This window comes from Streptomyces sp. NBC_01426, from assembly GCF_036231985.1.
Taxonomy (GTDB): Bacteria; Actinomycetota; Actinomycetes; order Streptomycetales; family Streptomycetaceae; genus Streptomyces.
The window spans coordinates 4,751,763-4,777,840 of sequence record NZ_CP109500.1 but is presented as its reverse complement, the minus strand read 5'-3'; the positions used below and the strand labels follow the sequence as shown (position 1 = coordinate 4,777,840).

The window sequence follows — 26,078 nt, the reverse complement described above, 5'->3', positions numbered from 1 at the left end:
CCGTTCTGCTCAGTCGATCACCGGCGGTACAACACGACGGTTGACCTGCCAGGTCTCTTCGTCCTCGGCCAGGTAGTCGGGGCGTTCGCCCCCCTGTCCATCGCGCCGCTTGCTCGGGCCGTGAGCGCCCGCAGCACCATGTCCCATCGCGCCGACCGGCCCGGCCCCCGCCACACCGCGCACGAGCCCCGAGCCGCCTTGCGTGAACGACTGACCACTGCTGACTGAGCGACCGCCCGACACCGGTGGGCGCCCACCGACGACACCGCCGGGCTCCGTGGCAAGTCGGCGGCCAACCGCTGATCCGCCTGATGCTCCGTGAGGCCCGCCGGCGCCGCCACCCATACCACCGCCCATCATGCCGCGTCCGGCCGTCTGGCCGCCTTCCGCGCCGATGACCGTGCCGCGCGGGATACCGGCACTGGGGCCGCCGCCAGAGATCGGCCGACCCCCGACGATCCCCGTGTCTCGCGGAGGAAGCCCTGCAACAGCACCGGCCTTGCCCGTGAGGCCGCCTGTGCCGGGGAACATCCCGCCGCCCACGGGGCCAAGACCACCGCCGGGCTTCACCACGGTCACCGGCGGAAGCGGCACAGGCGGAATAGCCCCACCAGGTGTGACAGTGGTGCCGCCAGGTCCTACCGGTCCTGCACCAACTGGGGCCTGAGGCAAAGCCTTGTCCGGCAGCGTGCCGACGTGGTTGAGATCCAGGTTGAGATCCCGGTCCGGAATCGCTGAAACAGGGGCGACCGCCAGCCCTGTGGTCGCGGGCACGACAGGAGTGTCGTTCGACTCCGGCGAGCGCGCGGTCAGGACATCAGGCTCGCTGGATGAGACACCCGAAGCAGCCTGTGGACCATGGAATGAACCGTCCGAGTCGTCGGTGGTTCCAGACCCGCCCCCAGGGCGCTCGATGATTCTTGACCCGTTGTCACCCTGTGGAACAAAGTTCGCCGGCGGTGGCGGGAACGTCGGGATCTCCGCCGTGTTCATCTGGTACGCCGACTGCTTGTACGAGGTGGTCAGCTTGTCCAACTGCTGGACGGCGGCCATGTGATGCAGGTCCAGCTTTCGCCTGGACGCCCGGCCGACCGGCTGCGCGTCCGGGTCGTTGTGGAATTCCTTGGCCGCCGCGACGTTGGCCTTCTCCGCATCGACCTCGCCCTGCTTCGGCATGGCCTCCCGAACCTCGCGCATGGTCTGCCCGGCCTCGACCATGTACTTGCCGCCGGTGGCGCTGTACTCGCTCAGGCGGAGCGTCGCGCTGCCCGCCTGGCTCACCCATTCCTGGAAGGCCGTCGCGGCCTCGCCCTCCCAGCCGGATACCTTGTGCGACTTGAGAGTCTCCCCGATCGACTTGATCTCCCCGGCGGCTTGGATCAACGCCGTACCCCGCGCCTGCACCGTCTCGGGGCTGAAGTTCGCGGTCATCGCCATCAGTTGTTCGAGCGTGTAGCCCTCGAAGTCAGACATCAGTTGCCCCCGCCCGGATAGTCCTTGCCACCGGCCGGCGCCTTGTACAGCGGGTCCCGTTCCGGGACGTAGTCCTCGTGTGCCTTCGCCGAGATCGCGGCCATCCTGCGGCGGGTCTCCTCGTCGATGCCCGCGAAGCCCTTGCCCGCCGTTCGGATCGCGATGCCCAGGCCCTCGATCTGGGCCGACAGCCCCTGCGACAGGTTCATCAGCTGTTCGTGCACCGTCGTGTAGGCGGTCTGGAGTTGGGCGGCCGCCGGGAAACCTTGCCCGAGCGCACCGGCCGGCAGCGTTCCGTCGGCCAGCTTCTTGTCCGCCGCCGCCGAGCCGTCGAGCTTTTCGAGGAGGTCGTCGACCAGGTTCTTGTAGCCGTTCAGCGTCTCGTACTCGATGCGCATCGCCGCCACCGGCGGGGGTCCTCCGATGTACGGTCCCGGCACACCCTGCCCGTAGTCCAATGCCACGTCGGCCTCCCCGACTCCCCGTTGTCCCCGCGGGAGCGGTGCCGGCACCGCTCCCCGTCCCCTGTTCGCACGCGTCTGCACGCATGCGCACGCACACGTACTCGCACGCGTTCGCAAGCGCTCGTACCCGCCCGTGCGCACCCGCGTGCGTACCCGCGCGCGCACCCTCGCGTGCCCAGTATCTCCGGCTCACTCTAGCGACCGGTGCCGACAGCCCCCACCCTGGGGTTGCACGTGCAATGGGCTTCGTACGGTCAGGAGTTGGGCGCCGCAACCGCCGCGGATGGCCGGATCGGGAGCCTGTTGACCGGGCGTCCGGTGGCGGAGCGGACGGCCGAGGCCACGGCCGCCGGGGTCGTCACCACGGGGACGGCGCTCGCCGCCTTGGCCCCGAACGGGGCCACCACGTCGCGTTCCTCGACGAGTTTGACGATGTGGACCGTCGGTGCGTCCAGCGCGGTGGGCAGGGCGTAGCCCGTGAGGTCGGGGTGGCGGATGACTCCCCCGATCGAGCGGAGGTTCTCCGTCAGGGCCGCGCCCACGCCCTGGGTGACGCCCGCCTCGATGCGGGCTTCGAGCTGGCGGGGGTTGAGGACGCGGCCGACGTCCTGGGCGACCGCGAGTTCGACGACGCGTACGGAGCCCAGCTCGATGTCCACGTCGACCACCGCCCGGATCGCGCAGAACGCGAGCCCGACGAAGGCGTCGCCCTGGCCGTCGGCGTCCAGGGGTTCGGTGGGGTGGGGGCGGCACTGGGCCGTGGCCCAGAGTTCCTTGCCCTCTATCGCCTCGGCGACGGTGGTGGAGAACGCCCCGTCGTACGACGTGATCCGGCCGTCCGTGATCTGGAGCAGTTCGGTGGACATGCCCAACTTGTGGGCCATCGGCTGGAGGAGCTGGGTACGGACCATCTTCGCCGCGCGTTCGACGGCCCCGCCCGACACCCACGTGTGGCGCCCGTGCGCGGCCGGCCCGGCGGGCGGCTGGTCGGTGTCGACGGGGGCCGTCACGACCTCGTCGACGCCCAGGACCTCCTGGACGATCTGTCGGGCGAGCGTGGAGAAGCCCTGGCCGGTGTCGACGGCCGCGCAGATGACGGTGGCCGCGCCGTCCACGATCTTCACGGTGGCGGTGGAGACCTCGTCGGTGCCCTCCGCGCCGAGCATGTGGACCATGCCGACGCCGTACCCGACGCCGCGCCGGACCGCGCCCGGTTCGCCGGCGCCTTCCGGGCCGCCGGGCAGCAGCCACTCGTCCTCGGGGGTGTCCTTCGGGAGGGACGGCAGCGGGTAGTCGCGTACCGCGCGCAGGAGTTCGGCGACCGGCGCGGGGCAGGTCACCGTCTGGCCGGTGGGCAGGAGGTCGCCGGTGGCCAGGACGTTGCGCATGCGCAGCTCGGCGCCGTCGATGCCGAGGGCGGCGGCGAGCTTGTCCATCTGGCCTTCGTAGGCGGCGCACACCTGCATGGCGCCCTCGCCGCGCACGTGACCCGACGGCGGGTTGTTCGTGCGTACCGCCCAGCCTTCGACGAAGGCGTGCGGGACGACGTACGGGCCGCACGCGAAGGCCACGGCGGCGGCCAGCGATTCCGAGGACGAGTCGGCGTACGCGCCCGCGTCCATCAGGATCTGTGCCTCGACCTTGACCAGCCGGCCCTCCGCGTCCGCGTGGTGGCGGTAGCGCAGGAGCGTCGGGTGTCGGTGGGCGTGGCCGAGGAAGGACTCCTCGCGGGTGGCGGCCAGTTTGACGGGGCAGCCGGTGCGCAGGGCCAGCAGGCCGAGCGGCAGTTGGAAGGCGGGGTCCTCGCGGTCGGCGGTCGCGCCGGGGACTCCGGTGACGACGATCCGTACCCGGTCGGGCTCCAGCCCGAAGCAGGCGGCGGCCAGGTCGCGGTCGGTGTGCGGGTCGGTGGAGGCGGTGTAGATCTCCACGCCGCCGTCGGGGCGCGGTACGGCCAGTCCGGCCTCGGCGCCGATGGGCGCCGGGTCCTGGCGGCCGATGCGGTACAGGCCCTCGACGACGACCTCGCCGGTCGCGTCGGGGTCGCCGTAGCGCAGCGGGATGTGCCGGATCAGGTTGCCGTCGGGGTGCAGGGCGGGGGCGCCGAACGCCTGCTCGGGGTCGGTGATCGCGTCGAGCGGCTCGTACTCGACGGCGATGGCGGCGGCCGCGAGGCGGGCGGTGTCGGGGTGGTCGGCGGCCACGGCGGCGATGGGCTCGCCGTGGTGGCGGACGATGTCGTGGGCGAAGACGGGCCGGTCGGCGATGCGGCGGCCGTGGGTGGTGGCGCCGGGGACGTCGGCGTGGGTGACGACGGCGCGGACGCCCGGCATGGCGGCGGCGGCCGTGGTGTCGACGGAGAGGATGCGGGCGTGCGCGTGCGGGGCGCGCAGCACGGCCGCCCACAGCAGGCCTTCGGCCCACAGGTCGGCGGCGTAGGGGAACGTGCCGCCGGTCTTGGCCCGGGCGTCCGCGGACGGGACGGAGGCTCCGATGCCGCGCAGCGGTTCCTGCCCCTCCTCCCCGCCGGGGCCCGGGGTCGTCGTCACGGTGGCCGTGCTCGTCGCGGTGGCCGCGTCCTGCCCGCTCACGCCGTGCCTCCGTTGGGGTGGATGCCGCCCTCGCCGGGCGGCGCCTGGTGCGGGATGCGCGGCTCGGTACCGGTGCCGGTACCGGAGTCGCCGGCGGCGGTCGCCTCGCGCTCGGACACGACCTCGCGGACGGCCTCGATGACGCCCTTGTAGCCGGAGCAGCGGCAGAGGTTGCCGCAGAGCGCCTGGCGCGTCTCCAGCTCGCTCGGCGCGTGGTTGCCTTCCAGCAGGTCATGGATGGTCATGGCCATACCGGGGATGCAGAACCCGCACTGCACCCCGCCCGACCTGCACAACGCTTCCTGTACGTCGGAGAGTTCCCCGTCCGTGGCGAGCCCCTCGACGGTCCGGACCTCGCTGGACGCGGCCGTCGCGGCGGGCACCAGGCAGGACGCGACGAGCCGGCCGTCCACCTGCACGGCGCAGGCCCCGCACTCGCCCTGCGAGCACCCGTCCTTGGCGCCGGCGAGGCCGAGCCGCTCGCGCAGCACGTACAGCAGCGACTCGCCGATCCAGGCGCCGGTGACGGGACGGTCGGCCCCGTTGACGCGCAGGACGTAGGACGCCAGCGGGTGCTCGTGATGGGCGACGGCCCCCGCGTTCTCTTCCTCGTACGTCGTCTCCGCGAGCGGGACACCCGCGGGGTCGCCCGCGTCCGGGAGCGCGTCGGCGCTGTCCGCGGCGCCCTCGACCGGTACGTCCGGCGCGGTGGCTTCGGCGGGGCCGTCGGCGGGCTCCTGCTCGGGTTCGACGAACACGAGCCCGTGCCCGTCGGTGGCCTCCGGCCCGGCCGGGGCGTCCACGCGCCCCACCCCGGGCTCGGGCTCGGGCCCGACCACGGCGAAGCCGCGCCCGTCGGTGGCGAAACCCTGCCCGTCCGTCTCGAAGCCGCGCCCGTCGGTGGCGAACCCGTCCCGCTCCACCGCGAACCCGCGCCCGTCGGTGGCCAACCCGTCCCGGTCCACCGCGAACCCGCGCCCGTCGGTACCGAAACCGGCCCGGTCGTCCACCGCGAACCCGCGGCCGTCCGTGGCGTAGCCCCCCGCATCCACCGCGAACCCGCGCCCGTCCGTGGCGTAGCCGCCCGAGTCCACGGCGAAGCCGCGCCCGTCGGTGGGCTCCGGCTCGGCGGCGGGCCGGTCGGTTCGTGTGAAGCCGTGTCCGTCGCCCGGGCCGGCCTCCGTGCCCGCGGGGCGCGGTCGTTCGCCCTCGACCGGCGTCCGCGCCGGGCCGTGGGCGGCGTCGATGTCCGGGGTCGGGTGGTTCACCGGCTCCGGGTCGGGGAGCGGGGTGCCCACGCCGGGGCCGCCCAGCACCCTGGGGCCGCGCCCGGGAGGGCCGCCGACCGGGCCGGTGGCGTGCCGCGCGGCTCCCTCGTCCTCGCCCTGGAACGCGCCCGGGAGCACGCCCGAGCTCAGCGAGGCGTCGTACGCGGGCGTCGCCCAGGGGGCGGCCGCACCGCCCGGCAGGGTCGCGGGGGCCTGGCTCCAGTCGCCGGCGGGCGCGCCGCCGGGCAGGGTCCACTGGCCGGTGTCCCGGCCGTCGCCGGGCCGCGTCGCGTCGGGGAACCGCCATTCGGCGGTGTCGGAGGGGTCGGGATTCACGGGTGTCTCGGCGGGATCCGCCTGCGCCTGGTCCTGGCCGGTCGCGCCGAAGACGGCGGCCACGGACGCGGGCAGCGGGATCGAGGCCGGGATCGGCCCCCGCGCGGGCGCCTGGCCGGCCGCGGAACCCGGCGCGGAACCCTGTACGGAACCGTCCTGGCCCGCCGCGCCGGTACCCGCCTCGGGCCACTGGACCGGCATCGTCCAGGTCCCGGTGGCCGAGGGGTCGGCGGAGCCGGAGCCCAACGGCACGATCATCGGCGGCGGCACGTACCCGTGCCCGGGGGCCGCCAGCGGCTCCCGGTTGTCGAGCGCGTCCAGCATCTCCTGCGGCAGCTTCACGAAGGCCGTGGCGTCGGAGTCCATTTCGCCGCCGTGCGGCACCGGCTCCCAGCCCCAGCCGGCGGGCGCGTGACCGGCGCCCCCGGTCGTTCCGCTCACGTTCTCGTTCTCACTCATGTGCTCAGTGCCCTCCCCAGGGCCCTCCGTGCCAGCACGGCCACCGTCCGCCGCAGGTGCAGCACTCCGGCGGCCACCGGTTCTCCCTGGTCGGGCACGCAGGCCGCGGCGACGTACTCGCCGAAGGCCTCCAGCGCCTCGGGCGCCAGGCTGCGGTCCCCGTCCCAGTCGATCAACGAGGCCACCCACTGTTCGGCCTCCAGCGGCCGCAGGGGCATCGGGGCGACCGCGCCGATGGCGCAGCGCACTCCGCGGCGCGCGGGGTCCAGCACGAGTCCCGCGGAGGCGACCGCGCGCCCGGGGCCCGTGCGTCCCGTGGCCTTCAGGAACACCTGCGGCGCGTGCAGCAGGGGGACCCGTACGAACCCGATCAGTTCGCCCGGGCGGAGCATCTCGCGGCCGGCCAGCAGGTGGGAGACCGGGATCTCCCGCCGGGACACCCCGGAGTCGCCGAGCGCGGGCGGGCCGACGATGATCAGCACCGCCTCCAGCGCCGCCAGGACGGGCAGGGCGTCGCCCGTGGGGGCGGCCGTGGCGATGTTCCCGCCGAGGGTGCCCGCGTTGCGGATCTGCGGCGGTCCGGCGGCGCGGGCGGCGGCGGCCAGCGCGGGGATCAGGGCGGCGAAGTCGGGCCTGCCCATCCGGGCGTGGGTGAGGCCGGCGCCGAGCAGGGCGTGGCCGTCCTGGTACTGCCAGCCGCGGATCTCGTTGATCCGGCCGAGGCCGACCAGCGCGGCGGGCCGCAGCAGTCCGGCGTTGACGGCCGCCATCAGGTCGGTGCCGCCGGCGACGGGCACGGCCGCGGGCATGGCGGTGAGCGCCGCCACGGCCTCGTCGAGCGAGGTCGGCAGCGTCACGGACTGCGCCGCCCGGGGGCCCTGAGGCCCCTGAGATGAATGCGGTGAGTGCGGTGCGTGCGTGGTCAACCCGGCTGCCCCTTCCCGATGTCCCGGTCCCGGCGCTCACGCCTGTCCGCCGTACGGTACGTCCTCACCGCCGGGACGTGGCAACTCTGGCACATGTTCCGCACCGCCCGGCGCGAGGGTCGGCCGGACGCGCGGCGCCGGGGTCCGGCCCGCCGGCACCGCGCACTTGTGACCGTATCGACCTAAATCGGGAAAGAGTTCCAAAGGACTTCAAACGATGCGTCGGTTGCCTGAGTCACACGATCGGGGGCTCGCCCTCGATCGGACGCCCGAGCACCCCGGGGCGGCGCTGCCGGGGCAACGGCCCGCCGGGCGGCCGGTAGTCGACCCCGAGGGCGTCCAGCCGCGCGTAGTGCGTCGCCATGCGCGCCTCGAACCCCGCCCAGTCCCGTTCCGCGGGCTCCGGCAGGTGGGACCAGACCACCTCGGCGAAGGCGGCCAGGCGCGGGAACACCTGGTAGTCGACCCGGCTCTGGTTTTCCGTCACCTCGGTCCACACGTTGGCCTGCGCGCCCAGCACGTGGGCGGCCGCCTCCGGCGACAACTTCGGCGGCAGCGGCTCGAACCGGTACACGTCGGCGAGCGAGCGGACGTACCCGATCGGCATCGGCTCGTCCTCGCCCGGTGCCTGACGGTGGTCCAGGTACACCTGCTGTTCGGGGCACATCACCACGTCGTGGCCGGCCTCGGCGGCGGCGATGCCGCCCGCGTACCCGCGCCAGGAGGACACCGCGGCGCCCGGTGCCAGGCCGCCTTCCAGGATCTCGTCCCAGCCGATCAGCCGGCGACCGCGTTCGGCGAGCCAGCCGTCGAAGTGCCGGATGAACCAGGCCTGGAGCCCGTCCTCCCCGTCCACGCCCAGTTCCCGGATCCTGGCCTGCGCGGCCCGGGAGGCGCGCCACTGCGCCTTGGGGCACTCGTCGCCGCCCACGTGCACGAAGGGCGAGACCTCCGCCGGGAACAGTTCCAGCAGTTCCTCGAAGACGCCCTCGTAGAACCACAGTACGTCCTCGGTGGGGGCCAGCACGTTCTCGCAGATCCCCCAGTCGTCCCAGACCCCGAGCGCCGCGGTGTCCACGACGTCGGTGTTGCCCAGTTCGGGGTACGCGGCGATGGCGGCCTGCGAATGGCCCGGCACGTCGATCTCGGGCACGACCCGCACGTGCCGTTCGGCGGCGTACGCGACGATCTCGCGGATGTCGTCCCGGCTGTAGAAGCCGCCGTGCGGGGTCTCGTTCCACAGCGGTGACGCCCGGTGCCCCCAGCGGCTGCGCGGGCGCCACGCGCCCACCTCGGTGAGCCGCGGGTACCGCCGGATCTCGACGCGCCAGCCCTGGTCGTCCGTCAGGTGCAGGTGCAGCACGTTCAGCTTGTGCGCGGCGAGCAGGTCGATGTAGCGCAGCACCCCGTCCTTGGGCATGAAGTGCCGGGCGACGTCGAGCATCAGGCCGCGCCAGCCGAAGCGGGGGCCGTCGGCGAGGTCGCCGACCGGCAGGCGCCAGCCGCGGCCGGGCGCCGCGGGTGCGCGCCGGTACGCGTCGGGGCCGAGCAACTGCCGCAGCGTCTGCACCGCCCAGTAGAGGCCCGCCGGGTCGCCGCCTTCGAGGAGGACCAAGTCGCGGGTGACGTGCACCTCGTACGACTCGGCGCCGGCGCGGGCGATGTCGGGGCGCAGCGCGAGCCGGATCACCGTACGACCGGCGTCCGCGGCGCCCGCGACCGGCGCGGGCAGCTCCCAGCCGGTGGCCGCGCCGAGTTCGGCGCGCAGCCGGCGGGCGGCGCCCTCCGTGCCGGGGGGCGCCACGAGCAGCGGGTCGGTCAGCTCGCACACGTCGTCGGTCGGGAAGCGCGCGTACCGCGGCTCCGGGATCAGGTCGGGCATGGGCGGGGCCTCCACGGACATGCCGTTGCGCCATGCGCAACGCGCGTTTCACATGTCGCTTACCCGGCCGACCCTAGCCCTCCTCCCGGGTGCGCAAAAGGTCCCCGGCGCACAGCGGTGCGACCGGGGACCTCGGTCCTGCGTGGTGCGGGACGAACGGCCCGGACTACTTGTCCTTGCCGCCCTTGTCCTTGTCGCCGCCGGCGCCCATGGATTCGTAGATCTCCTTGCACATGGGACAGACGGGGTACTTCTTCGGGTCCCGTCCCGGGACCCAGACCTTGCCGCAGAGGGCGACGACGGGCGTACCGCCGAGCGCGCTCTCCATGATCTTGTCCTTCTGGACGTAGTGGGCGAAGCGCTCGTGGTCGCCGTCGCCGTGGGACACCTGCGGCGTCGGCTCTACGAGGGTCCCCGTACCAGTCCCGCGCTCGGGCTCAAGAGTGCTCATGAAAGCCAGGGTACCGACCCCCGCGCGGCTCAGTTGAGCGACGGGTCGTCCGGATAGGTGGCGATCATCGCCAGCTCGCTGCGCTGGCGGCGGAGCACCGCCCTCCACAGCCGTTCGGGGTCAGGGAAGGAGATGTCGCCCGGTTCGGAGTCCACGACGTACCAGGCCCCGCCGCCCAGCTCGTCCTCCAATTGGCCGGGGCCCCATCCGGAGTAACCGGCGAAGATGCGCAGGCCGCCGAGTGCGGCGGCCAGCAGTTCGGGGGGCGCCTCCAGGTCGACCAGGCCGATCGCCCCGTGCACCCGCCGCCACCCCAGCGGCCCCTCCTCGCCGGGGATCACCGCGATGCCGAGGGCCGAGTCCAGGCCCACCGGCCCGCCTTGGAACACCACACCGGGGGCGCCGGCCAGCGGCGCCCAGGGCATCAGGATGTCGACGACGCCCACCGGCGTCGGCCGGTTGAGGACGACGCCGAGCGAACCCTGCTCGTCGTGGTCGAGCAACAGCACCACCGCGCGGTCGAAATTCGGGTCCGCGAGGGCGGGGGTGGCCACGAGCAACCGCCCTGTGAGGGAGGACACCTCGGTCATGCCGACATGATCTCGCACATTCGGCCTTCGGGGGGAGCCGGCGGAGTCATCGGATCACGCGCAGCTCAGGGCGCACGGCGGCAGAAAGGAGCGCGCTTCCCGAAAGGACCCGGAACGCGACACTCCGCCACGATGGGGCAACAGAGTGTGTTGTGCCGAATTCATGACAGTCCTACGGCCACGTCAGCCATACAAACAAGGGGGTGGCGACCCTTACCCTTTTCACTGGCCCCCCGCCCACCCCACTCCGGAACGCGAGATCCATGACCGGCACTGACGATGTCCTGCTTGTCCACGGCGGTACCCCGCTCGAGGGCGAGATCCGTGTCCGCGGCGCGAAGAACCTCGTGCCGAAGGCCATGGTGGCCGCTCTGCTCGGCAGCACCCCCAGCCGGCTGCGCAACGTTCCCGACATCCGTGACGTCCGGGTCGTGCGCGGTCTGCTCCAGCTCCACGGGGTGACCGTCCGCCCCGGCGAGGAGCCGGGCGAACTGGTCCTCGACCCCACGTACGTCGAGAGCGCGAACGTCGCCGACATCGACGCCCACGCGGGGTCCTCCCGGATCCCGATCCTGTTCTGCGGTCCGCTGCTGCACCGTCTCGGCCACGCCTTCATCCCCGGCCTCGGCGGCTGCGACATCGGCGGCCGGCCGATCGACTTCCACTTCGACGTGCTCCGCCAGTTCGGCGCGACGATCGAGAAGCGCGAGGGCGGCCAGTACCTGGAGGCCCCGCAGCGTCTGCGCGGCTGCAAGATCCGGCTGCCGTACCCGTCCGTCGGTTCGACCGAACAGGTGCTGCTGACGGCCGTGCTGGCCGAGGGCGTCACCGAACTGAGCAACGCGGCCGTCGAGCCCGAGATCGAAGACCTCATCTGCGTCCTGCAGAAGATGGGCGCGATCATCTCCGTCGACACCGACCGGACCATCCGGATCACCGGTGTGGACGAGCTCACCGGCTACAACCACAAGGCGCTCCCGGACCGCCTGGAGGCCGCCTCGTGGGCTTCCGCGGCCCTGGCGACCCGCGGCAACATCTACGTCCGCGGAGCGCAGCAGCGCTCGATGATGACCTTCCTGAACACCTTCCGGCGGGTCGGCGGTGCCTTCGAGATCGACGACGAGGGCATCCGCTTCTGGCACCCGGGCGGCCCGCTGAAGGCCATCGCGCTGGAGACGGACGTCCACCCGGGCTTCCAGACCGACTGGCAGCAGCCCCTGGTCGTGGCCCTGACGCAGGCCTCGGGCCTGTCGATCGTCCACGAGACGGTCTACGAGTCCCGGCTCGGTTTCACCTCGGCGCTGAACCAGATGGGTGCTCACATCCAGCTGTACCGCGAGTGCCTGGGCGGTTCGGCCTGCCGTTTCGGCCAGCGCAACTTCCTGCACTCGGCGGTCGTCTCCGGCCCCACCAAGCTGCAGGGCGCCGACCTGGTCATCCCCGACCTGCGCGGCGGGTTCTCGTACCTGATCGCGGCGCTGGCCGCCGAGGGCACCTCGCGCGTCCACGGCATCGACCTGATCAACCGCGGCTACGAGAACTTCATGGAGAAGCTCATGGAGCTGGGAGCCAAGGTCGAGCTCCCCAACGGCGACCTGGTCTGACAGAAGCGCCCCAGGGCCCCTCAGGGGGCCCTGGACAGGCCGAAGGGCGGCCACCCCGGTGGGGTGGCCGCCCTTCGGCTTTCGTGTGTACTGCTGCCGTCCCGAGGGCCGGTGCGGCCCTCGGCACAAGGGCGGTACTACTTGCCCTTGGCGGCTTCCTTGAGCTTGGAGCCCGCGGAGACCTTCACGCTGTAGCCGGCCGGGATCTGGATGGGGTCGCCGGTCTGCGGGTTGCGCGCGGTGCGAGCGGCACGGTGGGTGCGCTCGAAGGTCAGGAAGCCGGGGATGGTGACCTTCTCGTCGCCCTTGGCGACGATCTCGCCGACGGTCTCGGCGAGCGCGGCCAGAACGGCGTCGGCGTCCTTGCGGGTCACCTCGGCGCGCTCGGACAGAGCGGCCACCAGCTCACTGCGGTTCATGTTGTACTCCCGTGTTCAACGTGCCTTAGAGGCGTGAGATCGAAGCCGATGCTGCCAGGGCCCTAGGACAGTCCCCGGACCCGGGTCTGAACGTCAGACCCTCTCGCCCGGTTACGCATCCTGCCCCCACCAGCGGCGGGAAAGCCAATCCGGCACCCGCCAGGGTCACACGAAAAGCGCCACTGTCACGCCGCGGTGACGCTCCGTCCGCATCCGAGGGTTCGGATGGATGCGGACCGCGGGCCACGCCGGCATCCCCGCAACCCTAGAGGCGGCCGGGCGGGCCCGCATCTCACGACGCGCCGGTATCAGGGGGCCGTGAGGGCCGTCACAGCGATGTTCACGCTCCGGAGGCGGCCTTGCGGACCGCTCCGGCGACCGCGCCCGCGACCTTGTCGTTGAAAACGGACGGGATGATGTAGTTCGCGTTCAGCTCGTCCTCGCCGACCACGTCCGCCAGCGCGCTCGCGGCGGCCAGCATCATGTCCGTGTTCACGGTGCGGGACTGGGCGTCCAGCAGGCCGCGGAAGACGCCCGGGAAGACCAGGACGTTGTTGATCTGGTTGGGGAAGTCGGAGCGTCCGGTGGCCACGACGGCGGCCGTCTGACGGGCGATCGCGGGGTCGACCTCGGGGTCCGGGTTCGCGAGCGCGAACACGATGGCGCCTTCCGCCATGGCCGCCACGTCGTCACCGTTCAGGACGTTCGGGGCGGAGACGCCGATGAAGACGTCGGCTCCGACGACGGCCTCCTTGAGGGTGCCCGTGTAGCCCTCGGGGTTGGTGTTGTCCGCGATCCAGCGCAGCGGGGAGTCGGCCGCCGCGTCGACGAGGTCGGGGCGACCCGCGTGCACGACACCGTGGATGTCGGCGCTGACGGCGTTCTTCACGCCGGCCGCGAGGAGCAGCTTGAGGATGGCCGTGCCGGCCGCGCCGGCGCCCGACATGACGACCTTGACGTCGCCAACTGCCTTGCCCACCACGCGCAGTGCGTTGGTGAGGGCGGCCAGGACGACGATGGCGGTGCCGTGCTGGTCGTCGTGGAAGACGGGGATGTCGAGGGCCTCGCGCAGGCGGGCCTCGATCTCGAAGCAGCGCGGCGCGGAGATGTCCTCCAGGTTGATGCCCGCGAAGCCGGGGGCGATCGCCTTGACGATCTCGACGATCGCGTCGGTGTCCTGGGTGTCGAGGCAGATCGGCCACGCGTCGATGCCGGCGAACCGCTTGAAGAGGGCCGCCTTGCCCTCCATGACGGGCAGCGCGGCCATCGGGCCGATGTTGCCGAGGCCCAGTACGGCGGAGCCGTCCGTCACGACTGCGACGGAATTGCGCTTGATGGTGAGGCGCCTAGCGTCCTCGGGGTTCTCGGCGATCGCCATGCACACGCGGGCCACGCCCGGGGTGTAGATCATCGAGAGGTCGTCACGGTTGCGGATGGGGTGCTTGGACGCCATCTCGATCTTGCCGCCGAGGTGCATCAGGAAGGTTCGGTCGGAGACCTTGCCCAGGCTGACGCCCTCGATCCCGCGCAGCTTCTCGACGATCTCGTCGGCGTGCGCGGTGGAGGTCGCGGCGATGGTGACGTCGATGCGGAGCTTCTCGTGACCCGATGCGGTCACGTCGAGGCCGGTGACGGATCCTCCGGAAGACTCCACGGCGGTGGTCAGCTGGGAGACCGCGGTACCGCTCGCGGGCACTTCCAGGCGGACCGTCATCGAGTACGAGACGCTGGGCGCCGTTGCCATGGCCGTGTTCCTCTTCTGTCCCTGGTTTTTCTGTACACACAGGGCCCCGGCGCACGGCGGGTGCGGCAGGACCTCTTGTCCGATCGTCCCACCTACCAGCCGGTAAAAGGTAACCAGCTACAAATTTCGGAAAGACACTTCCACCATACGAGATATGGAGGACTCCTGGAAGGGTTTCGGCCACGCAAAACAGGTCTGCCCCGGCACCGAAGTGTCGGGGCAGACCTGTTCTTCACGTAGATGACACCGACCCGCCATGCTCGCCTCGCGGCAAGTGGTCGCTCTGGGCGACGAAGGTTGGGCCCGGGGGCTTGGATCGAGTCGGTGCCGTACCCAGGCTAACAAAGGATCGCCGGAAGCGACCCCCCTCCAGGCACTTGACTCTTGGACCACACCCCTGGTCGCGGGCCAATCGGCCCATCGCCCCGGCGGACACGACCACCGGGGCCCGGTCCGAGGGGGCCTACGGGCGCAGCAGCGTCGGGACGCCCTCCCCGTCGGGGGTGTCGCGTTCGGCCGAGACCACGGTCAGCTGCTGCGTGGCGCGCGTCAGGGCGACGTACAGCACCCGCAGCCCGGCCTCGGACTCGTCCGCGATCTCCGCCGGGGACACCACCACGGTGGCGTCGTACTCCAGCCCCTTCGCCTCCAGGCTGCCCAGCGCGACCGCGCGTTCGCCCAGGTCGGCCAGCCATCCGGCCGCCTCCGCCCGGCGGTCCATGGCCACGACCACGCCCACCGTGCCGTCCACCTGGTCCAGCAGCCGCCGGGTCTCCTCGCGGACGCTCTCGCCCAGATCGCCCGCGGCGGCCGTGAAGCGGGGCTCCAGACCCGTGGAGCGCACCGCGGTCGGCGGCTCCATCCCGGGCATGGCCAGTTTCAGCACCCGGGCCGCGACCTCGGCGACCTCGGCGGGGTTGCGGTAGTTCACGGTCAGCGTGAAGCGCCGGCGCGGCCGGGACCCGAGGGCCTCGTCGCGGGCCGCCGCCGCCTCCTGCGGATCCGTCCAGGAGGACTGCGCCGGGTCGCCGACGACCGTCCAGGTGCCGTGCCGGCCCCGGCGGCCCACCATCCTCCACTGCATCGGCGTCAGGTCCTGCGCCTCGTCGACGATGACGTGCGCGTACTCGGTGCGCTCCGCCGCGAGCCGCTCGGCCCGCTCCCACTGGGTCTCCTCGCGGGTCGGCATCAGCTCCTCCAGCCCGCTGAGCTGGTCCAGCGGGTTGAGTTCCCGCTTCCGCTTGGGTCGCGCGGGCGCCCCGAGCAGTTGCTGGAGCTCGTCGAGCAGCGCGACGTCGTGCACCGACAGCGGCCCCTTGCCGTCCGGGCCGACCCGGCGCAGCGAGCGGGCCAACCGGCGCGCCTCACGGGGGTTCAGGTCCCGTCGCGACCAGCGGCCGAGCCTGCGTTCGTCGGCCATCGCGGCCAGCACCCCGCGCGGGGTGAGCTCGGGCCACCAGGCGTTCAGGAAGTCGATGAAGGCGTCCTCCGTCGAGATGTCCTCGTCGAAGGCGGACCGCAGTTCGGCGGCGAGTTCCGGGTCGCTGTGCCGGCCGGTCGCGCCGGACTTCGCGTACAGGGCGTCCAGCAGCAGCTTGCGGGCGCGCGGGCGCAGCAGGTTCACCGGCGCGGTGCCGCCGAGCGCGTTCTGTCGGATCCGCTCCAGTTCGTCGGCCTCCAGCTCCTGGCGGCGGCCGAAGGCCACCACGCGCAGCCGCTCCGGCGCGTCGCCGAGTTCCAGGGCGCCCCGTACGGCCTTGCGCAGCACCTTGAGCATCCGGGAGGAGCCCTTGACGCGGGCCACGGCCGGATCGTCGTACGTGGTCGCCTCGGCCCCGTCGACGAGCGAGCCGAGTGCCCTGATGGCGACCTGCCCCTCCTCGCCGAGCGAGGGCAGCACGCCCTCGGTGTAGGCGACGAGCAGCGGGGTCGGGGAGACGATCAGGATGCCGCCGGAGTAGCGCCGCCGGTCCTGGTACAGCAGGTAGGCGGCCCGGTGCAGGGCCACGGCCGTCTTCCCGGTGCCGGGCCCGCCGGCGACCTCCGCGACGGAGGCGGCGGGGGCCCGGATGACCAGGTCCTGCTCGGCCTGGATGGACGAGACGATGTCCCGCATCGAGTGCGTACGGGCCCGCCCGAGCGCCGCCATCAGGGCGCCGTCGCCGATGGCGGGCAGTTCCTCGCCGTCGAGCGAGGCGGTGACCTCGGGGCGCATCAGGTCGTCCTCGACGCCGAGCACCTTGCGGCCCTTGGATCGGATCACCCGGCGGCGCACGACCCGGCCGGGTTCCTTCGGCGTCGAGCGGTAGAACGGCGCGGCCGCCGGCGCCCGCCAGTCGATGACGAGCGGCGCGTAGTCGGAGTCGAGTACGCCGATCCGCCCGATGCGCAGGGTCTCCGCGATGTCGGCGGTGAGATCGGCGCGAATCGCGTCGTCGGCCGGCTCGACCGAGGTGTACGCGCCGTCCGGGCCGCGTTCCCCGTCCTTGCCGAGGACGAGGTCGATCCGGCCGAAGAGGAAGTCCTCGAACTCGTTGTTGAGCCGGTTGAGGTGGATCCCGGCGCGAAAGACCTGCGCGTCGCGCTCGGCGAGCGCGCCGGGCGTGCCGACCTGCCCGCGTTTGGCGGCGTCGTTCATCAGGAACTCCGCCTCGTGGATCTTCTCCTCAAGGCGTCGGTACACGTGATCGAGATGCGTCTGCTCGACCGCGATCTCCCGATCGCGGACGGAATCCGCCGTGCTGTCGACAGCGGCATTCTGCGCGGCCACCAAGGCCCCCTTCTGACGTGCATGGGCGACCGTCAACCGTACGCGAACCAGGGCCTTGTCCGCACGCCCGTTCCGGGACCGTCCACGGATCACACGAACGGCCGCACGAACGGCCGAGCCCCGGGGCCGGGGGCCCGCTCAGGCGGATCCGGCGGCGAGCACCCGGCGCCGGTGCCGGGCGACGCGTTCGCGGTTCCCGCACGACTCGCTGGAGCACCAGCGGCGCCGGTGGCCCCGCGAGGTGTCGAGGTAGACCCGGGCGCAGCCCTCGCCCTCGCAGGCCCGCAGCAGTGCCCGGTCGCCGGGGTCGGTCAGCAGTTCGACGGCGTCGCGGGCCACCGCCGCCAGCAGCCCGGGGCACTCCACGCCCGCGCACAACTCCCGTACGAGCCGGCCCTCCTGGTCGCGAACGGCACACAGTCCCGGGGGTGGACCGGCGGCCGCCGCGTTGACCCGGGCGAGCGCGCCCTCGTCGGGCCCGGCGCCGGCCAGTTCGGCCCGTACGAGGCTCTCCACGTCGGCGCGCAGCGCCCGGAAGGCCTCGATCCAGTCGGGCCCCAGCCGGCCCAGCGGCGTCCGGTCGGGCACCAGCCCGGCCCCGACGAGCCACAGGCGCAGCTCGTCGCCGTCGCGGATGCCCTCGGCGTGCCGATGGGCGTCGAAGGTGGCCACCAGGTCCAGGCAGACCCTCCCGGAGTCGAACCACATACCGGTCACCGCCTCGGTTGCCGTGGGCCGCCTCCCCAGAGTGCCCGCCCACCGACGAAGCGGCTAGTGCTGTGACCGGAAGGGTTCACAGCGCTACAGGGCGGGCGGGTCGTCGTGCAGGATCCGTTGGAAGAGGCGGTGGTCGCGCCAGGCGCCGTCGATGTGGAGGAACCGGGGGGCGAGGCCGTACTGCTCGAAGCCGGTCTTCGCCAACACCCGCTGCGAGGCCAGGTTGTCGACGAGCGTGCCCGCCTCGATCCGGTGCAGGCCCAGCTCGTCGCGGGCGATCCGGCAGACCTCCTCGACGGCGGCGGTGGCCAGTCCCTTCCCGGTCCAGGCCTCGTCGATCCAGTACCCGACGCCGCCGCTGCGCAGCGGTCCGAGGGCGATGCCGCCGAGGTTGATCCCGCCGACGGGGACGTCGCCGGCGACGAGGGTGAACGGCAGGGTGCGTCCGCCGTCCCGCTCCGCGAGCAGGCCCGCGATCCGGTCGCGCTGGCCGGCCTCGGTGTAGAACCGCTCGTCCCGGTACGGCTCGAAGGGGGCCATGTAGGCCCGGTTGCGCCGCAGTACGTCGGCCAGGCCGGCGGCGTCCTCGATCCGGACGCCCCGCATCTCCACCCCGTCAATGATCACGACGGCACGCTAACGCAGACCCTCCCGCCGCCGACACCCCCCGGCCGGGGCCCCCTCAGCCCGCCGGAGGCACCCCGCAGTCACCGGCCGCGCCCGCGTCCACGGACAGCCGGTAGCCCCGTTTGACCACCGTCTGGATCAGCCTCGGCGCCCCCAACGCCACCCGCAGCCGGGCCATCGCCGTCTCCACGGCGTGTTCGTCCCGCCCGGCGCCCGGCAGCGCCCGCAGCAGGTCCGCCCGGCCCACGACCCACCCCGGCCGGCGGACCAGCGCCGCGAGCAGGGCCATCCCGGCCGGCGGCACCGGCCGCAGTTCGGCGTCGACCAGCACCGCGTGGCCCCGGATCTCCAGGCGGTGCCCGGCGACCGGCAGCACCCGGGCCCGCGCCGGCATTTCCTGGCAGAGCAGTTGGACGAGGGGCCCCAGCCGGAAGCGTTCCGGCTGCACCGTGACCACTCCCTCGGCCTGCAACGGGAGCGCGGTCACCGGCCCCACGCACGCGGAGAGCACGTCGCCGCGCAGCCCCGCGAGGACCGCCTCCCGCATCCCCAGGTGGTCGGCGCGGGACAGCATCGAGACGACGGCCGGCGCCGAGGTGAAGGCGACGGCGTCCAGGCCGCCGGCGGCCACCGCGTCCAGCAGCCGGTCGAGCGGCGCCGGGTCCTGGGGCGGCATCCAGCGGTAGACGGGCACCACCACGACCTCGGCGCCGCCCGCCCGCAGGGATTCGACGAAGCCGGGCAGCGGTTCGCCGTGCAGTTGGAGGGCGATCCGCCGCCCGGCCACCCCCTGGGCGAGCAGCCGGTCCAGTACCTCGGCGAGGGACTCGGAGGCGGGTGACCAGGCCTCCACCAGCCCGGCGGCCCGTACGGCGCCCTTCACCTTCGGCCCGCGCGCGAGCAGTTCGGTGGAGCGCAGCCGGTCGAGGAGTTCCTCGCCGATCCCCCATCCGTCGGCGGCCTCGATCCAGCCGCGGAATCCGATGGCGGTGGTCGCCACCACGGCGTCCGGTGTGCGGTGGATCAGTTCCTTGGTGGCGGCGAGGAGTTCACCGTCGTCGGCGAGCGGAACGATCCGCAGGGCGGGCGCGTGCAGCACGGAGGCCCCGCGCCGGCGCAGCAGGGCGATCAGGTCGTCGGCCCGCCGGGCGGCGGTGACCCCGACGGTGAAGCCGGCGAGCGGGCCGGTGTCCGGAGCGTCCATGTGGTGTCCTGCCTTGCCCGAGAGGTGCGCGCGTAACGGGGGCCGAGCCTGCCAAGTCGCCGTGTCGGGCTCGGTTCCGTCGTATTTCGTCGCCGTTAACCGGCGTTACACCGAGGTGAGCTGCGGCTTCGCCGACGCCTGCGGTCCGGTGACGGATGCGGTGGCCGGGCGGCGAAGGTATACCGCCCAGGTCACCGCGCAGCACACCGCGTAGAAGCCGAGGAAGGTCACGAAGGCGGCCGTGCCCGACCCGGAGCGGGAGAACGCCTCCCGGAACACCAGGTTGATGCCGAGGCCGCCGAGGGCCCCCACGGCGCCGATCAGCCCCATCGCGGCCCCGGACAGCCGCCGCCCGCGGGCGGCGGCCTCCTCGGCACCCAGGCCCTGCGCCAGGGCCTTCGCCTGGAAGATGCCGGGGATCATCTTGTACGTGGAGCCGTTGCCGAGGCCGCTCAGCGCGAACAGCGCCACGAAGCCCACCAGGAACACGGGAAGCGACTCCCGTACGGAGGCCAGGATCACCACCGAGGTCGCGACCGCCATCGCCACGAACGCGGCCAGGGTGATGCGGGCGCCGCCGAGCCGGTCGGCGAGCGCGCCGCCCACCGGTCGCACCAGTGAGCCGAGCAGCGGTCCGATGAAGGTCAGCGAGGCGGCCTGGAGCGGGGTCCGCCCGAACTGGGTCTGGAGCACCAGCCCGAAGGCGAAGCCGTAGCCGATGAAGGAGCCGAAGGTGCCGATGTACAGGAAGGCCATGATCCAGGTGTGCGGGTCCCGGGCCGCGTCCCGGACCGCGCCCACGTCGCTGCGCACCGGCGCCAGGTTGTCCATCCGTACGAGGGCCAGCGCGGCCGCGGTCACGATCAGCGGGACGTAGACCGCGAGCAGCAGCCGGGGGTGGCCGGCGCCGGCGGTCCCGATGACCAGCAGGGCCGCGAGCTGCACGACGGGCACGCCGATGTTGCCGCCGCCCGCGTTCAGTCCGAGCGCCCAGCCCTTCTTGCGCAGCGGGAAGAACGCGTTGATGTTGGTCATGGAGGAGGCGAAGTTGCCCCCGCCCACGCCGGTCAGGGCGGCGACGGCGAGGAAGGTGCCGTAGGAGGTGCCGGGCTCCATGACGACCAGCGCGGCCACGGTCGGCGCGAGCAGCAGCAGGGCGCTGACCACGGTCCAGTTGCGCCCGCCGAAGCGGGCGACGGCGAAGGTGTAGGGGATCCGGACGAGGGCGCCGACGGCCGTGGCGGTGGCGATGAGGAAGAACTTCCCGGCCGGGTCGATGCCGTACGCCGGGCCCATGAAGAGCACCATCACCGACCACAGCGACCAGACGGAGAACCCGATGTGTTCGGAGAGCACCGAGTAGAGGAGGTTGCGCCGCGCCACCCGCTCCCCGGTCTCCCGCCAGAAGACCTCGTCCTCCGGATCCCACCGCTCGATCCAGCGGCCTCCCTTGCGCGGTGCGGTCGTTCCGGTCATCACACGCCTCCACAGCTGTCGCGTCCGTGGTGACGACCGTAGGAAGCGCGCGTTTCGGCCCGGGTCATCCTCCGATGACCGGGGGGATACCGTGCACTCACCCGGCGTCGGGGCCGCCTGTGAGCGCGGCCGGCAGCAGGCTCCCGGCCGGCACCTCCAGCCATCCCCGTTCGGCGGCCAGCTCGGCGGCCGCCCGTCGGAGGGCGTCCAGGCCCGGGTGCCGCAGCCCCTTGCGCCACACCATCGACAGCGGGGACAGCGGCACGGGTGCGACCAGCGGGCGCTTCGCGCAGCCGGGCAGGTCGGTGAAGTCGACGGTGACCAGGACCGGGGTGCGGGTCTTGGCCATCACCCGCCCGAACTCCTCCTTGCCGACGGCCACCGGCGCGGGCGGCGCCGGCGCGATGCCCCGCCCGGCGAACAGTTCCCGCGCCAGCCGGGTCCACTCCAGGGTCCGCGGGTTGCCGGCCCCCGCGTACACGGTCTCCCCGGCCAGGGCCGCCAGCGGCACCCGGTCCAGCGCCGCCAGCGGGTGCCCGTCGGGCAGCAGCACGGCGAGCGGCTCGTACCGGACGAGGGTGTGGGCGAGGCGGGCGCGCGGCGCGGGCTCCAGGCCGTGCGCGTAGCCGAAGGACACGTCGAGGCGGCCGGCCGCGATCTCCGCCGCGGCATGGGTCAGCCCGCTCTCGAAGCGGGCCATCAGTTCGCAGCCCGGGGCGAGCGCGCGGGCCCGGTCCAGCACGCTGCGCGCGGAACTCGGGCCGTCGCTGTTCAGGTCGACGAGCAGCGGCCCGGGTTCGGCGAAGGCGGAGGCCAGTTCGGTGTGGGCGGCCAGCACCTTGTGCGCGAGCGGCAGCAGCCGCTGCCCGTCGGCGGTCAGTTCCACGGCCCGGGTCGTGCGGGTGAACAGCGCCGCGCCCAGGGTCTCCTCCAGCCGGCGGATGTCCCTGCTGAGGGCCTGCTGGGCGACGTACAGGCGGGCGGCGGCGCGGGAGAAGTGCAGTTCCTCGGCCACGGCCACGAACCCGCGCAGCAGGCGGGGGTCCACATCACGGGAGATCACCCCCGGACACTAACAACGGAAACCGGTGAATGGGCCGTGAACAGGTGTTGGACCCGGCCGGGGACCGGACCGCAGCCTTGAGCCATGCCCGCCCCGACCCTGATGACCGTCACCGGCTCCACCCTCGTCCTGACCGGCCCGCCGCCGCCCCCGCGTCCGCGCCCCCGCGCGCCCCGGGGCGGCCCCTACCGCCGCCTCTTCGCCCGACCCGGCACCCGTGCCTTCACCACCGGGAACCTCGTCGCCCGGCTACCCATGGGCATGTTCGGGATCAGCGCGGTGATGATGATCGCCGGCCAGCGCGGCTCGTACGCCCTCGCCGGGGCGGTCACCGCCACCGGCCTCGCCGCGACGGCCCTCGTCGCGCCGTGGACGGCCCGACTGGTCGACCGCTTCGGGCAGGCCCGGATCGCCGTCCCCGCCACGCTGATCGCGGTCCTCGGTTCGCTCTGCCTGATCGCGTGCGTCCGTACGCAGGCCCCCACCTGGACCCTGTTCGCCTCGTACGCGGCGACGGCCACCACCCCCAACATCGGGGGCATGTCCCGGGCCCGCTGGACCCTGCTGCTGCGCGACGCCCCGGCCGACCACCACACGGCGATGTCCTTCGAGCAGGCTGCCGACGAACTCTGCTACCTGCTCGGCCCGGTCGCCGCCGCGTCGCTGTGCACGCTCGTCTTCCCGGAGGCCGGGACCCTCGTCGCCGCGTCGCTGCTCCTCGTCGGCATGCTGGTCTTCACGGCGCAGCGCGCCACCGAGCCGCCGCCCACCGGGGTCCGCCCCGCCCCCTCCTCGTCTCCGCTGCCCGCCCTGCTGCCGCTCCTCGGCCTCTTCGCCGCCACCGGCGTGATCTTCGGGTCGATGGAGGTCACCTCGATCGCCCACCTCGACGCCCACGGCCTCGGCGCCGCCGCGGGCCCGGTCCTGGCCCTCCAGGCCGCCGGCTCCTGCGCCGCCGGTCTGCTCTACGGCACCCGGCGGCCGCGCGGCCTGCGCGTCTGCCTGGTCGCCCTGTGCGCGGCGATGGCCCTCCCCTGGGCGGCGGCGGCCGGCGGTTCGCTCGTCCCGCTGGCCCTGGCCCTGCTCTTGGCGGGCGCGGCCACGGCCCCGACGATGGTGACGGCCATGTCCGAGGTCCACCGCCGCACGCCCGAGGGACGCCTCAACGAGGGCATGACCCTCGCCGTCACCGCGATCCTCGCGGGCATCGCCGCGGGCTCCGCGACGGCCGGCGCCGTCGTCGAACACCTCGGCACCACCTCCGCCTACGCCCTGCCGGCCGCGGCGGCCCTGGCCGCGCTCCTGATCGGCCTCGCGTCCCGCGCACCCGTCGTACGTACCGGCTGACGCGACCTCAGGGGCGGACCGCGAGGCCGTCCAGGGTGAGGTCGAGCAGCCGCTCGGCCTGCCGGCGGTGCTCGGCGCCCGCCGAGGTGAGGGCGATGCCTTCGAGCGCGGCGGCGACGTCGGCGGGCCCGATGTCGGTACGGATCACCCCGGCGGCCACGCACGCGTCCATGAGCGAGGCGATGGCGCCCTGGATCATCTCCCGGCTGTGTCCGTAGGGGTTGCCCCCGGTCGCGGCGATGGCGCGCAGGGCGTCGATCATCCCGTACTTGGCGGTGACGTAGTCCAGGAAGAGGCGGGTCCACGCGCGCAGGGCCTCGGCGGGCGACTCCTTCGCGAGCAGCGCGGGGGCCGCGTCGCACAGTTGGGCCACCTCGTTGCGGTAGACCGCCTCCACCAGGACCTCCCGGGTGGGGAAGTTGCGGTACAGCGTCGCGCTGCCCACGCCCGCCTCCTTGGCGATGTGCTCCATCCGCGCGTCCAGCCCCTGCGTGGTGAACACGCGCACGGCGGCGGTGAGGATCCGCTCCCTGTTGCGCCGCGCGTCGGCCCGCAACGGCCGGTCCGCTCCGTCGGTCATCAGCGTTCGCCATCCCCTCTCGGGCGCTCTTCGCGAGCGCCCCTCGACTTGCCAAGTGGGGAGGCCCCCACTTAGCCTGGAGAAAGTGGGGGACTCCCCACTTCACTGTAGGTCACCACCTCCATCGGCGCGCACCCACGTAAGGAAGCTGATCATGTCGGGTATTCGGGGCAAGGTCGTCGCGATCACGGGCGCCGGCAGCGGCATCGGCGAGGCGACCGCCGTCCACCTCGCCGAGAGGGGCGCCCGGCTCGTGCTCGGCGGCCGCAGGGAGGACCGGCTGAACGCGGTCGTGGACGGCATCACCGCCAAGGGCGGCAGCGCCGTCGGCGTGGTCGTGGACGTCACGCGCCGCGCGGACCTCCGGCGTCTGACGGACACGGCCGTCGACCGGTTCGGCCGGCTCGACGTGCTCGTCTCCAACGCGGGCACGATGGCCGTCTCGCCGTTCGACGACCTGCGCCAAGACGACTGGGACGCCATGGTCTCCACCCACGTCACGGGCCTGCTCAACGGCATCGGGGCGGCCCTGCCCATCTTCCGCCGACAGCACTCGGGCCACTTCGTCAACGTCGGCTCCACCGCGGCCCACGTCGTCAAGTCGCCCCAGGCCGTCTACGCGGCCACCAAGACGGCGGTGAAGGTGCTCACCGAGGGACTGCGTCAGGAAGCGGGCCCCGACCTGCGCGTGACCCTGGTCTCGCCCGGCTTCACCCATACCGAGGGCGTCGGCAAGGGGGCCGGTCCCGAGGTCGCGGCGGCGATGATCCGGCAGCGCGACGAGATCGCCATGCCGCCCTCGGCCGTCGCCTCCGCCATCGGTTACGCGATCGAACAGCCCGACGGCATCGACATCGGCGAGATCATCGTCCGACCCACGGCGCAGGCCTGACCGGATCACCGCCCGGCCGCCCTCGCACGAGCCTGACCGGATCGCCGCCCGACCCTGGCACGGTCGACCGGATCACCGTCCGACCCTGGCACGGTCGACCGGATCACCGTCCGACCCTGGCACGGTCGACCGGATCGCCGCCCGACCCTGGCACGGGGCCCGACGCCCCCGGGCATGACAAAGGCCCCGCAGCCGGAGCCGCGGGGCCTTTGCCCACATGGGATGAGTGGAGATGGCGGGAATCGAACCCGCGTCCAACGGTGCAGAAGCAGGGCTTCTCCGAGCGCATTCCGCTGCGCTTTTCTCAGCCCCGGAGATCACACGGACAAGTCTCCGACGGGCTCAGTCACTGTTTGATTTCCCTCAAACCCCCGTGACCGGGGCTAGAGGTTTAGATCCCTAGTTGACGCCAGGATCCGGACCGGGACCACTTCCGGGCTGACGCTCCTCACAGAGGCTTCAGCTCACTGTTATTAGGCAGCGAGGGTGAAGCGGGAGTTATCGCTCTTGGAGTTGGCGATTATTGTTTGCGACATATGGTTTACGAGATCATTGCCGCTTCCTCGGCTCGCTTCCCCTACATCGACATCCGCTGTCGAAACCGATCATCCCCATGTTTTTTTATCAAGTGACCCCACCCGCGAGCGGGAGGCGCTGACGCCATCGTACGCGAAGTGGACCTCGGAATGCCAGGTGATTACACCGTGCCCCGCTGCTTGCGTCGAACGGCCGCCACGGCGCGGTTCGTCTCGCGGGTGTCCTGCTTCTCCCGCAGGGTCTGTCGCTTGTCGTACTCCTTCTTGCCCTTGGCCAGCGCGATCTCGACCTTCGCGCGGCCGTCCTTGAAGTACAGGGACAGGGGCACGATCGTGTGACCCGACTCCGACGACTTCGAGTCCAGCTTGTCGATCTCCTCCCGGTGCATCAGGAGCTTGCGCTTGCGCCGCGAGCTGTGGTTCGTCCACGTGCCCTGGCTGTACTCCGGCACGTGCACGTTGTACAGCCAGGCCTCGTTGCCCTCCATCGACACGAAGCCGTCCACCAGCGACGCCCGACCCTGACGCAGGGACTTGACCTCGGTGCCCGTGAGCACGAGACCGCACTCGTAGGTGTCGAGGATCGTGTAGTCGTGCCGCGCCTTCTTGTTCTGGGCGATCAGCTTGCGCCCTTTTTCCTTAGCCATAGTGCGGTCATT

General features: G+C 72.8%; 21 protein-coding genes and 1 other RNA gene. 3 read left to right on the top strand and 19 right to left on the bottom strand.

The annotated features are described in order from the left end of the window. Nucleotides 1-9 precede the first annotated feature (9 nt). The 8 genes from OG906_RS21130 to OG906_RS21095 all read right to left on the bottom strand — a co-directional run bounded on the left by OG906_RS21130 (nt 10) and on the right by OG906_RS21095 (nt 10,440). Nucleotides 10-1,473 (bottom strand): WXG100 family type VII secretion target, encoded by a 1,464-nt coding sequence (locus tag OG906_RS21130; protein WP_329444888.1) that lies wholly within the window; start codon nt 1,471-1,473, stop codon nt 10-12. Further along, a complete protein-coding gene (locus OG906_RS21125; protein WP_267826191.1) occupies nt 1,473-1,937 on the bottom strand; it encodes a DUF2563 family protein in 465 nt (154 codons plus the stop codon). Before OG906_RS21125 ends, OG906_RS21130 begins: the two co-directional genes overlap by 1 nt. Before the next feature lie 254 nt (nt 1,938-2,191). After that, nucleotides 2,192-4,528, bottom strand: a complete 2,337-nt coding sequence (locus tag OG906_RS21120; RefSeq protein ID WP_329444886.1) for a xanthine dehydrogenase family protein molybdopterin-binding subunit — start codon at nt 4,526-4,528, stop codon at nt 2,192-2,194. Then, nucleotides 4,525-6,591, bottom strand: a complete 2,067-nt coding sequence (locus tag OG906_RS21115) for a (2Fe-2S)-binding protein (RefSeq protein ID WP_329444884.1) — start codon at nt 6,589-6,591, stop codon at nt 4,525-4,527. The genes OG906_RS21120 and OG906_RS21115 overlap by 4 nt, the downstream gene beginning before the upstream one ends. After that, nucleotides 6,588-7,517: an FAD binding domain-containing protein gene (locus tag OG906_RS21110; RefSeq protein ID WP_053679371.1), complete on the bottom strand. Its 930-nt coding sequence runs from the start codon at nt 7,515-7,517 to the stop codon at nt 6,588-6,590. The genes OG906_RS21115 and OG906_RS21110 overlap by 4 nt, the downstream gene beginning before the upstream one ends. Before the next feature lie 235 nt (nt 7,518-7,752). Beyond that, nucleotides 7,753-9,399 (bottom strand): beta-N-acetylhexosaminidase, encoded by a 1,647-nt coding sequence (locus OG906_RS21105; RefSeq protein WP_329444882.1) that lies wholly within the window; start codon nt 9,397-9,399, stop codon nt 7,753-7,755. A gap of 166 nt (nt 9,400-9,565) precedes the next feature. After that, nucleotides 9,566-9,850 (bottom strand): DUF3039 domain-containing protein, encoded by a 285-nt coding sequence (locus OG906_RS21100; RefSeq protein ID WP_053679372.1) that lies wholly within the window; start codon nt 9,848-9,850, stop codon nt 9,566-9,568. Nucleotides 9,851-9,879: 29 nt separating this feature from the next. Further along, nucleotides 9,880-10,440: a YqgE/AlgH family protein gene (locus tag OG906_RS21095; protein ID WP_267802598.1), complete on the bottom strand. Its 561-nt coding sequence runs from the start codon at nt 10,438-10,440 to the stop codon at nt 9,880-9,882. Nucleotides 10,441-10,703: 263 nt separating this feature from the next. On the opposite strand from OG906_RS21095, the gene murA reads away from it, so the two are divergent. Next, nucleotides 10,704-12,044: a UDP-N-acetylglucosamine 1-carboxyvinyltransferase gene (gene murA, locus OG906_RS21090; RefSeq protein ID WP_053679376.1), complete on the top strand. Its 1,341-nt coding sequence runs from the start codon at nt 10,704-10,706 to the stop codon at nt 12,042-12,044. Between the two features lie 137 nt (nt 12,045-12,181). Here the strand turns inward: murA and OG906_RS21085 are convergent, their stop codons facing one another. From OG906_RS21085 to OG906_RS21050, 8 genes are all read right to left on the bottom strand, one after another. Then, the gene (locus tag OG906_RS21085; protein WP_007264399.1) at nt 12,182-12,463 is read right to left on the bottom strand and encodes an HU family DNA-binding protein; all 282 of its coding nucleotides are present in this window, start codon (nt 12,461-12,463) and stop codon (nt 12,182-12,184) included. Nucleotides 12,464-12,803: 340 nt separating this feature from the next. Then, nucleotides 12,804-14,207 carry an NAD-dependent malic enzyme gene (locus OG906_RS21080; protein WP_267802599.1) on the bottom strand — a complete coding sequence of 468 codons (1,404 nt, stop codon included), beginning with the start codon at nt 14,205-14,207 and terminating at the stop codon, nt 12,804-12,806. 463 nt (nt 14,208-14,670) lie between these two features. Further along, entirely contained in the window at nt 14,671-16,977 is a 2,307-nt protein-coding gene (locus OG906_RS21075) for a HelD family protein (RefSeq protein WP_329444878.1), read from the bottom strand. 138 nt (nt 16,978-17,115) lie between these two features. Next, on the bottom strand, nt 17,116-17,685 hold the full coding sequence (locus tag OG906_RS21070; RefSeq protein WP_267802607.1) for a CGNR zinc finger domain-containing protein: 570 nt from the start codon (nt 17,683-17,685) through the stop codon (nt 17,116-17,118). A 93-nt stretch (nt 17,686-17,778) separates the two neighbouring features. Then, nucleotides 17,779-18,300: a GNAT family N-acetyltransferase gene (locus tag OG906_RS21065; RefSeq protein WP_329448085.1), complete on the bottom strand. Its 522-nt coding sequence runs from the start codon at nt 18,298-18,300 to the stop codon at nt 17,779-17,781. Nucleotides 18,301-18,376: 76 nt separating this feature from the next. Continuing rightward, nucleotides 18,377-19,525: a uroporphyrinogen-III synthase gene (locus tag OG906_RS21060; RefSeq protein ID WP_329444877.1), complete on the bottom strand. Its 1,149-nt coding sequence runs from the start codon at nt 19,523-19,525 to the stop codon at nt 18,377-18,379. Between the two features lie 105 nt (nt 19,526-19,630). Continuing rightward, nucleotides 19,631-21,001, bottom strand: a complete 1,371-nt coding sequence (locus OG906_RS21055) for a nitrate/nitrite transporter (RefSeq protein ID WP_329444875.1) — start codon at nt 20,999-21,001, stop codon at nt 19,631-19,633. A gap of 97 nt (nt 21,002-21,098) precedes the next feature. Next, nucleotides 21,099-22,064 (bottom strand): LysR family transcriptional regulator, encoded by a 966-nt coding sequence (locus tag OG906_RS21050; RefSeq protein ID WP_267802603.1) that lies wholly within the window; start codon nt 22,062-22,064, stop codon nt 21,099-21,101. An 84-nt stretch (nt 22,065-22,148) separates the two neighbouring features. Between OG906_RS21050 and OG906_RS21045 the strand changes: the two genes are divergently transcribed. After that, nucleotides 22,149-23,411, top strand: coding sequence for an MFS transporter (locus OG906_RS21045; RefSeq protein WP_329444872.1), 1,263 nt, complete (start codon nt 22,149-22,151; stop codon nt 23,409-23,411). Nucleotides 23,412-23,418: 7 nt separating this feature from the next. Here OG906_RS21045 and OG906_RS21040 read toward each other — a convergent pair whose 3' ends face one another. After that, entirely contained in the window at nt 23,419-23,991 is a 573-nt protein-coding gene (locus OG906_RS21040) for a TetR/AcrR family transcriptional regulator (protein WP_329444870.1), read from the bottom strand. Between the two features lie 154 nt (nt 23,992-24,145). Between OG906_RS21040 and OG906_RS21035 the strand changes: the two genes are divergently transcribed. Beyond that, entirely contained in the window at nt 24,146-24,883 is a 738-nt protein-coding gene (locus tag OG906_RS21035; RefSeq protein WP_329444868.1) for an SDR family oxidoreductase, read from the top strand. A gap of 224 nt (nt 24,884-25,107) precedes the next feature. On the opposite strand, the gene ssrA is transcribed toward OG906_RS21035, so the two are convergent. Both ssrA and smpB read right to left on the bottom strand, forming a co-directional pair. Further along, nucleotides 25,108-25,496: a transfer-messenger RNA gene (gene ssrA, locus OG906_RS21030) on the bottom strand. Between the two features lie 84 nt (nt 25,497-25,580). Continuing rightward, nucleotides 25,581-26,066, bottom strand: coding sequence for an SsrA-binding protein SmpB (gene smpB / locus OG906_RS21025; protein WP_053679392.1), 486 nt, complete (start codon nt 26,064-26,066; stop codon nt 25,581-25,583). Between the last annotated feature and the right edge of the window lie 12 nt (nt 26,067-26,078).

What these genes read in the sequence shown, in the direction of transcription:
- OG906_RS21130 (WP_329444888.1), bottom strand. Translation starts at nt 1,473, where the DNA reads ATGTCTGACTTCGAGGGCTACACGCTCGAACAACTGATGGCGATGACC.
- OG906_RS21115 (WP_329444884.1), bottom strand. Translation starts at nt 6,591, where the DNA reads ATGAGTGAGAACGAGAACGTGAGCGGAACGACCGGGGGCGCCGGTCAC.
- OG906_RS21105 (WP_329444882.1), bottom strand. Translation starts at nt 9,399, where the DNA reads ATGCCCGACCTGATCCCGGAGCCGCGGTACGCGCGCTTCCCGACCGAC.
- OG906_RS21100 (WP_053679372.1), bottom strand. Translation starts at nt 9,850, where the DNA reads ATGAGCACTCTTGAGCCCGAGCGCGGGACTGGTACGGGGACCCTCGTA.
- OG906_RS21095 (WP_267802598.1), bottom strand. Translation starts at nt 10,440, where the DNA reads ATGACCGAGGTGTCCTCCCTCACAGGGCGGTTGCTCGTGGCCACCCCC.
- murA (WP_053679376.1), top strand. Translation starts at nt 10,704, where the DNA reads ATGACCGGCACTGACGATGTCCTGCTTGTCCACGGCGGTACCCCGCTC.
- OG906_RS21085 (WP_007264399.1), bottom strand. Translation starts at nt 12,463, where the DNA reads ATGAACCGCAGTGAGCTGGTGGCCGCTCTGTCCGAGCGCGCCGAGGTG.
- OG906_RS21080 (WP_267802599.1), bottom strand. Translation starts at nt 14,207, where the DNA reads ATGGCAACGGCGCCCAGCGTCTCGTACTCGATGACGGTCCGCCTGGAA.
- OG906_RS21070 (WP_267802607.1), bottom strand. Translation starts at nt 17,685, where the DNA reads ATGTGGTTCGACTCCGGGAGGGTCTGCCTGGACCTGGTGGCCACCTTC.
- OG906_RS21065 (WP_329448085.1), bottom strand. Translation starts at nt 18,300, where the DNA reads ATGCGGGGCGTCCGGATCGAGGACGCCGCCGGCCTGGCCGACGTACTG.
- OG906_RS21060 (WP_329444877.1), bottom strand. Translation starts at nt 19,525, where the DNA reads ATGGACGCTCCGGACACCGGCCCGCTCGCCGGCTTCACCGTCGGGGTC.
- OG906_RS21055 (WP_329444875.1), bottom strand. Translation starts at nt 21,001, where the DNA reads ATGACCGGAACGACCGCACCGCGCAAGGGAGGCCGCTGGATCGAGCGG.
- OG906_RS21045 (WP_329444872.1), top strand. Translation starts at nt 22,149, where the DNA reads ATGCCCGCCCCGACCCTGATGACCGTCACCGGCTCCACCCTCGTCCTG.
- OG906_RS21040 (WP_329444870.1), bottom strand. Translation starts at nt 23,991, where the DNA reads ATGACCGACGGAGCGGACCGGCCGTTGCGGGCCGACGCGCGGCGCAAC.
- OG906_RS21035 (WP_329444868.1), top strand. Translation starts at nt 24,146, where the DNA reads ATGTCGGGTATTCGGGGCAAGGTCGTCGCGATCACGGGCGCCGGCAGC.
- smpB (WP_053679392.1), bottom strand. Translation starts at nt 26,066, where the DNA reads ATGGCTAAGGAAAAAGGGCGCAAGCTGATCGCCCAGAACAAGAAGGCG.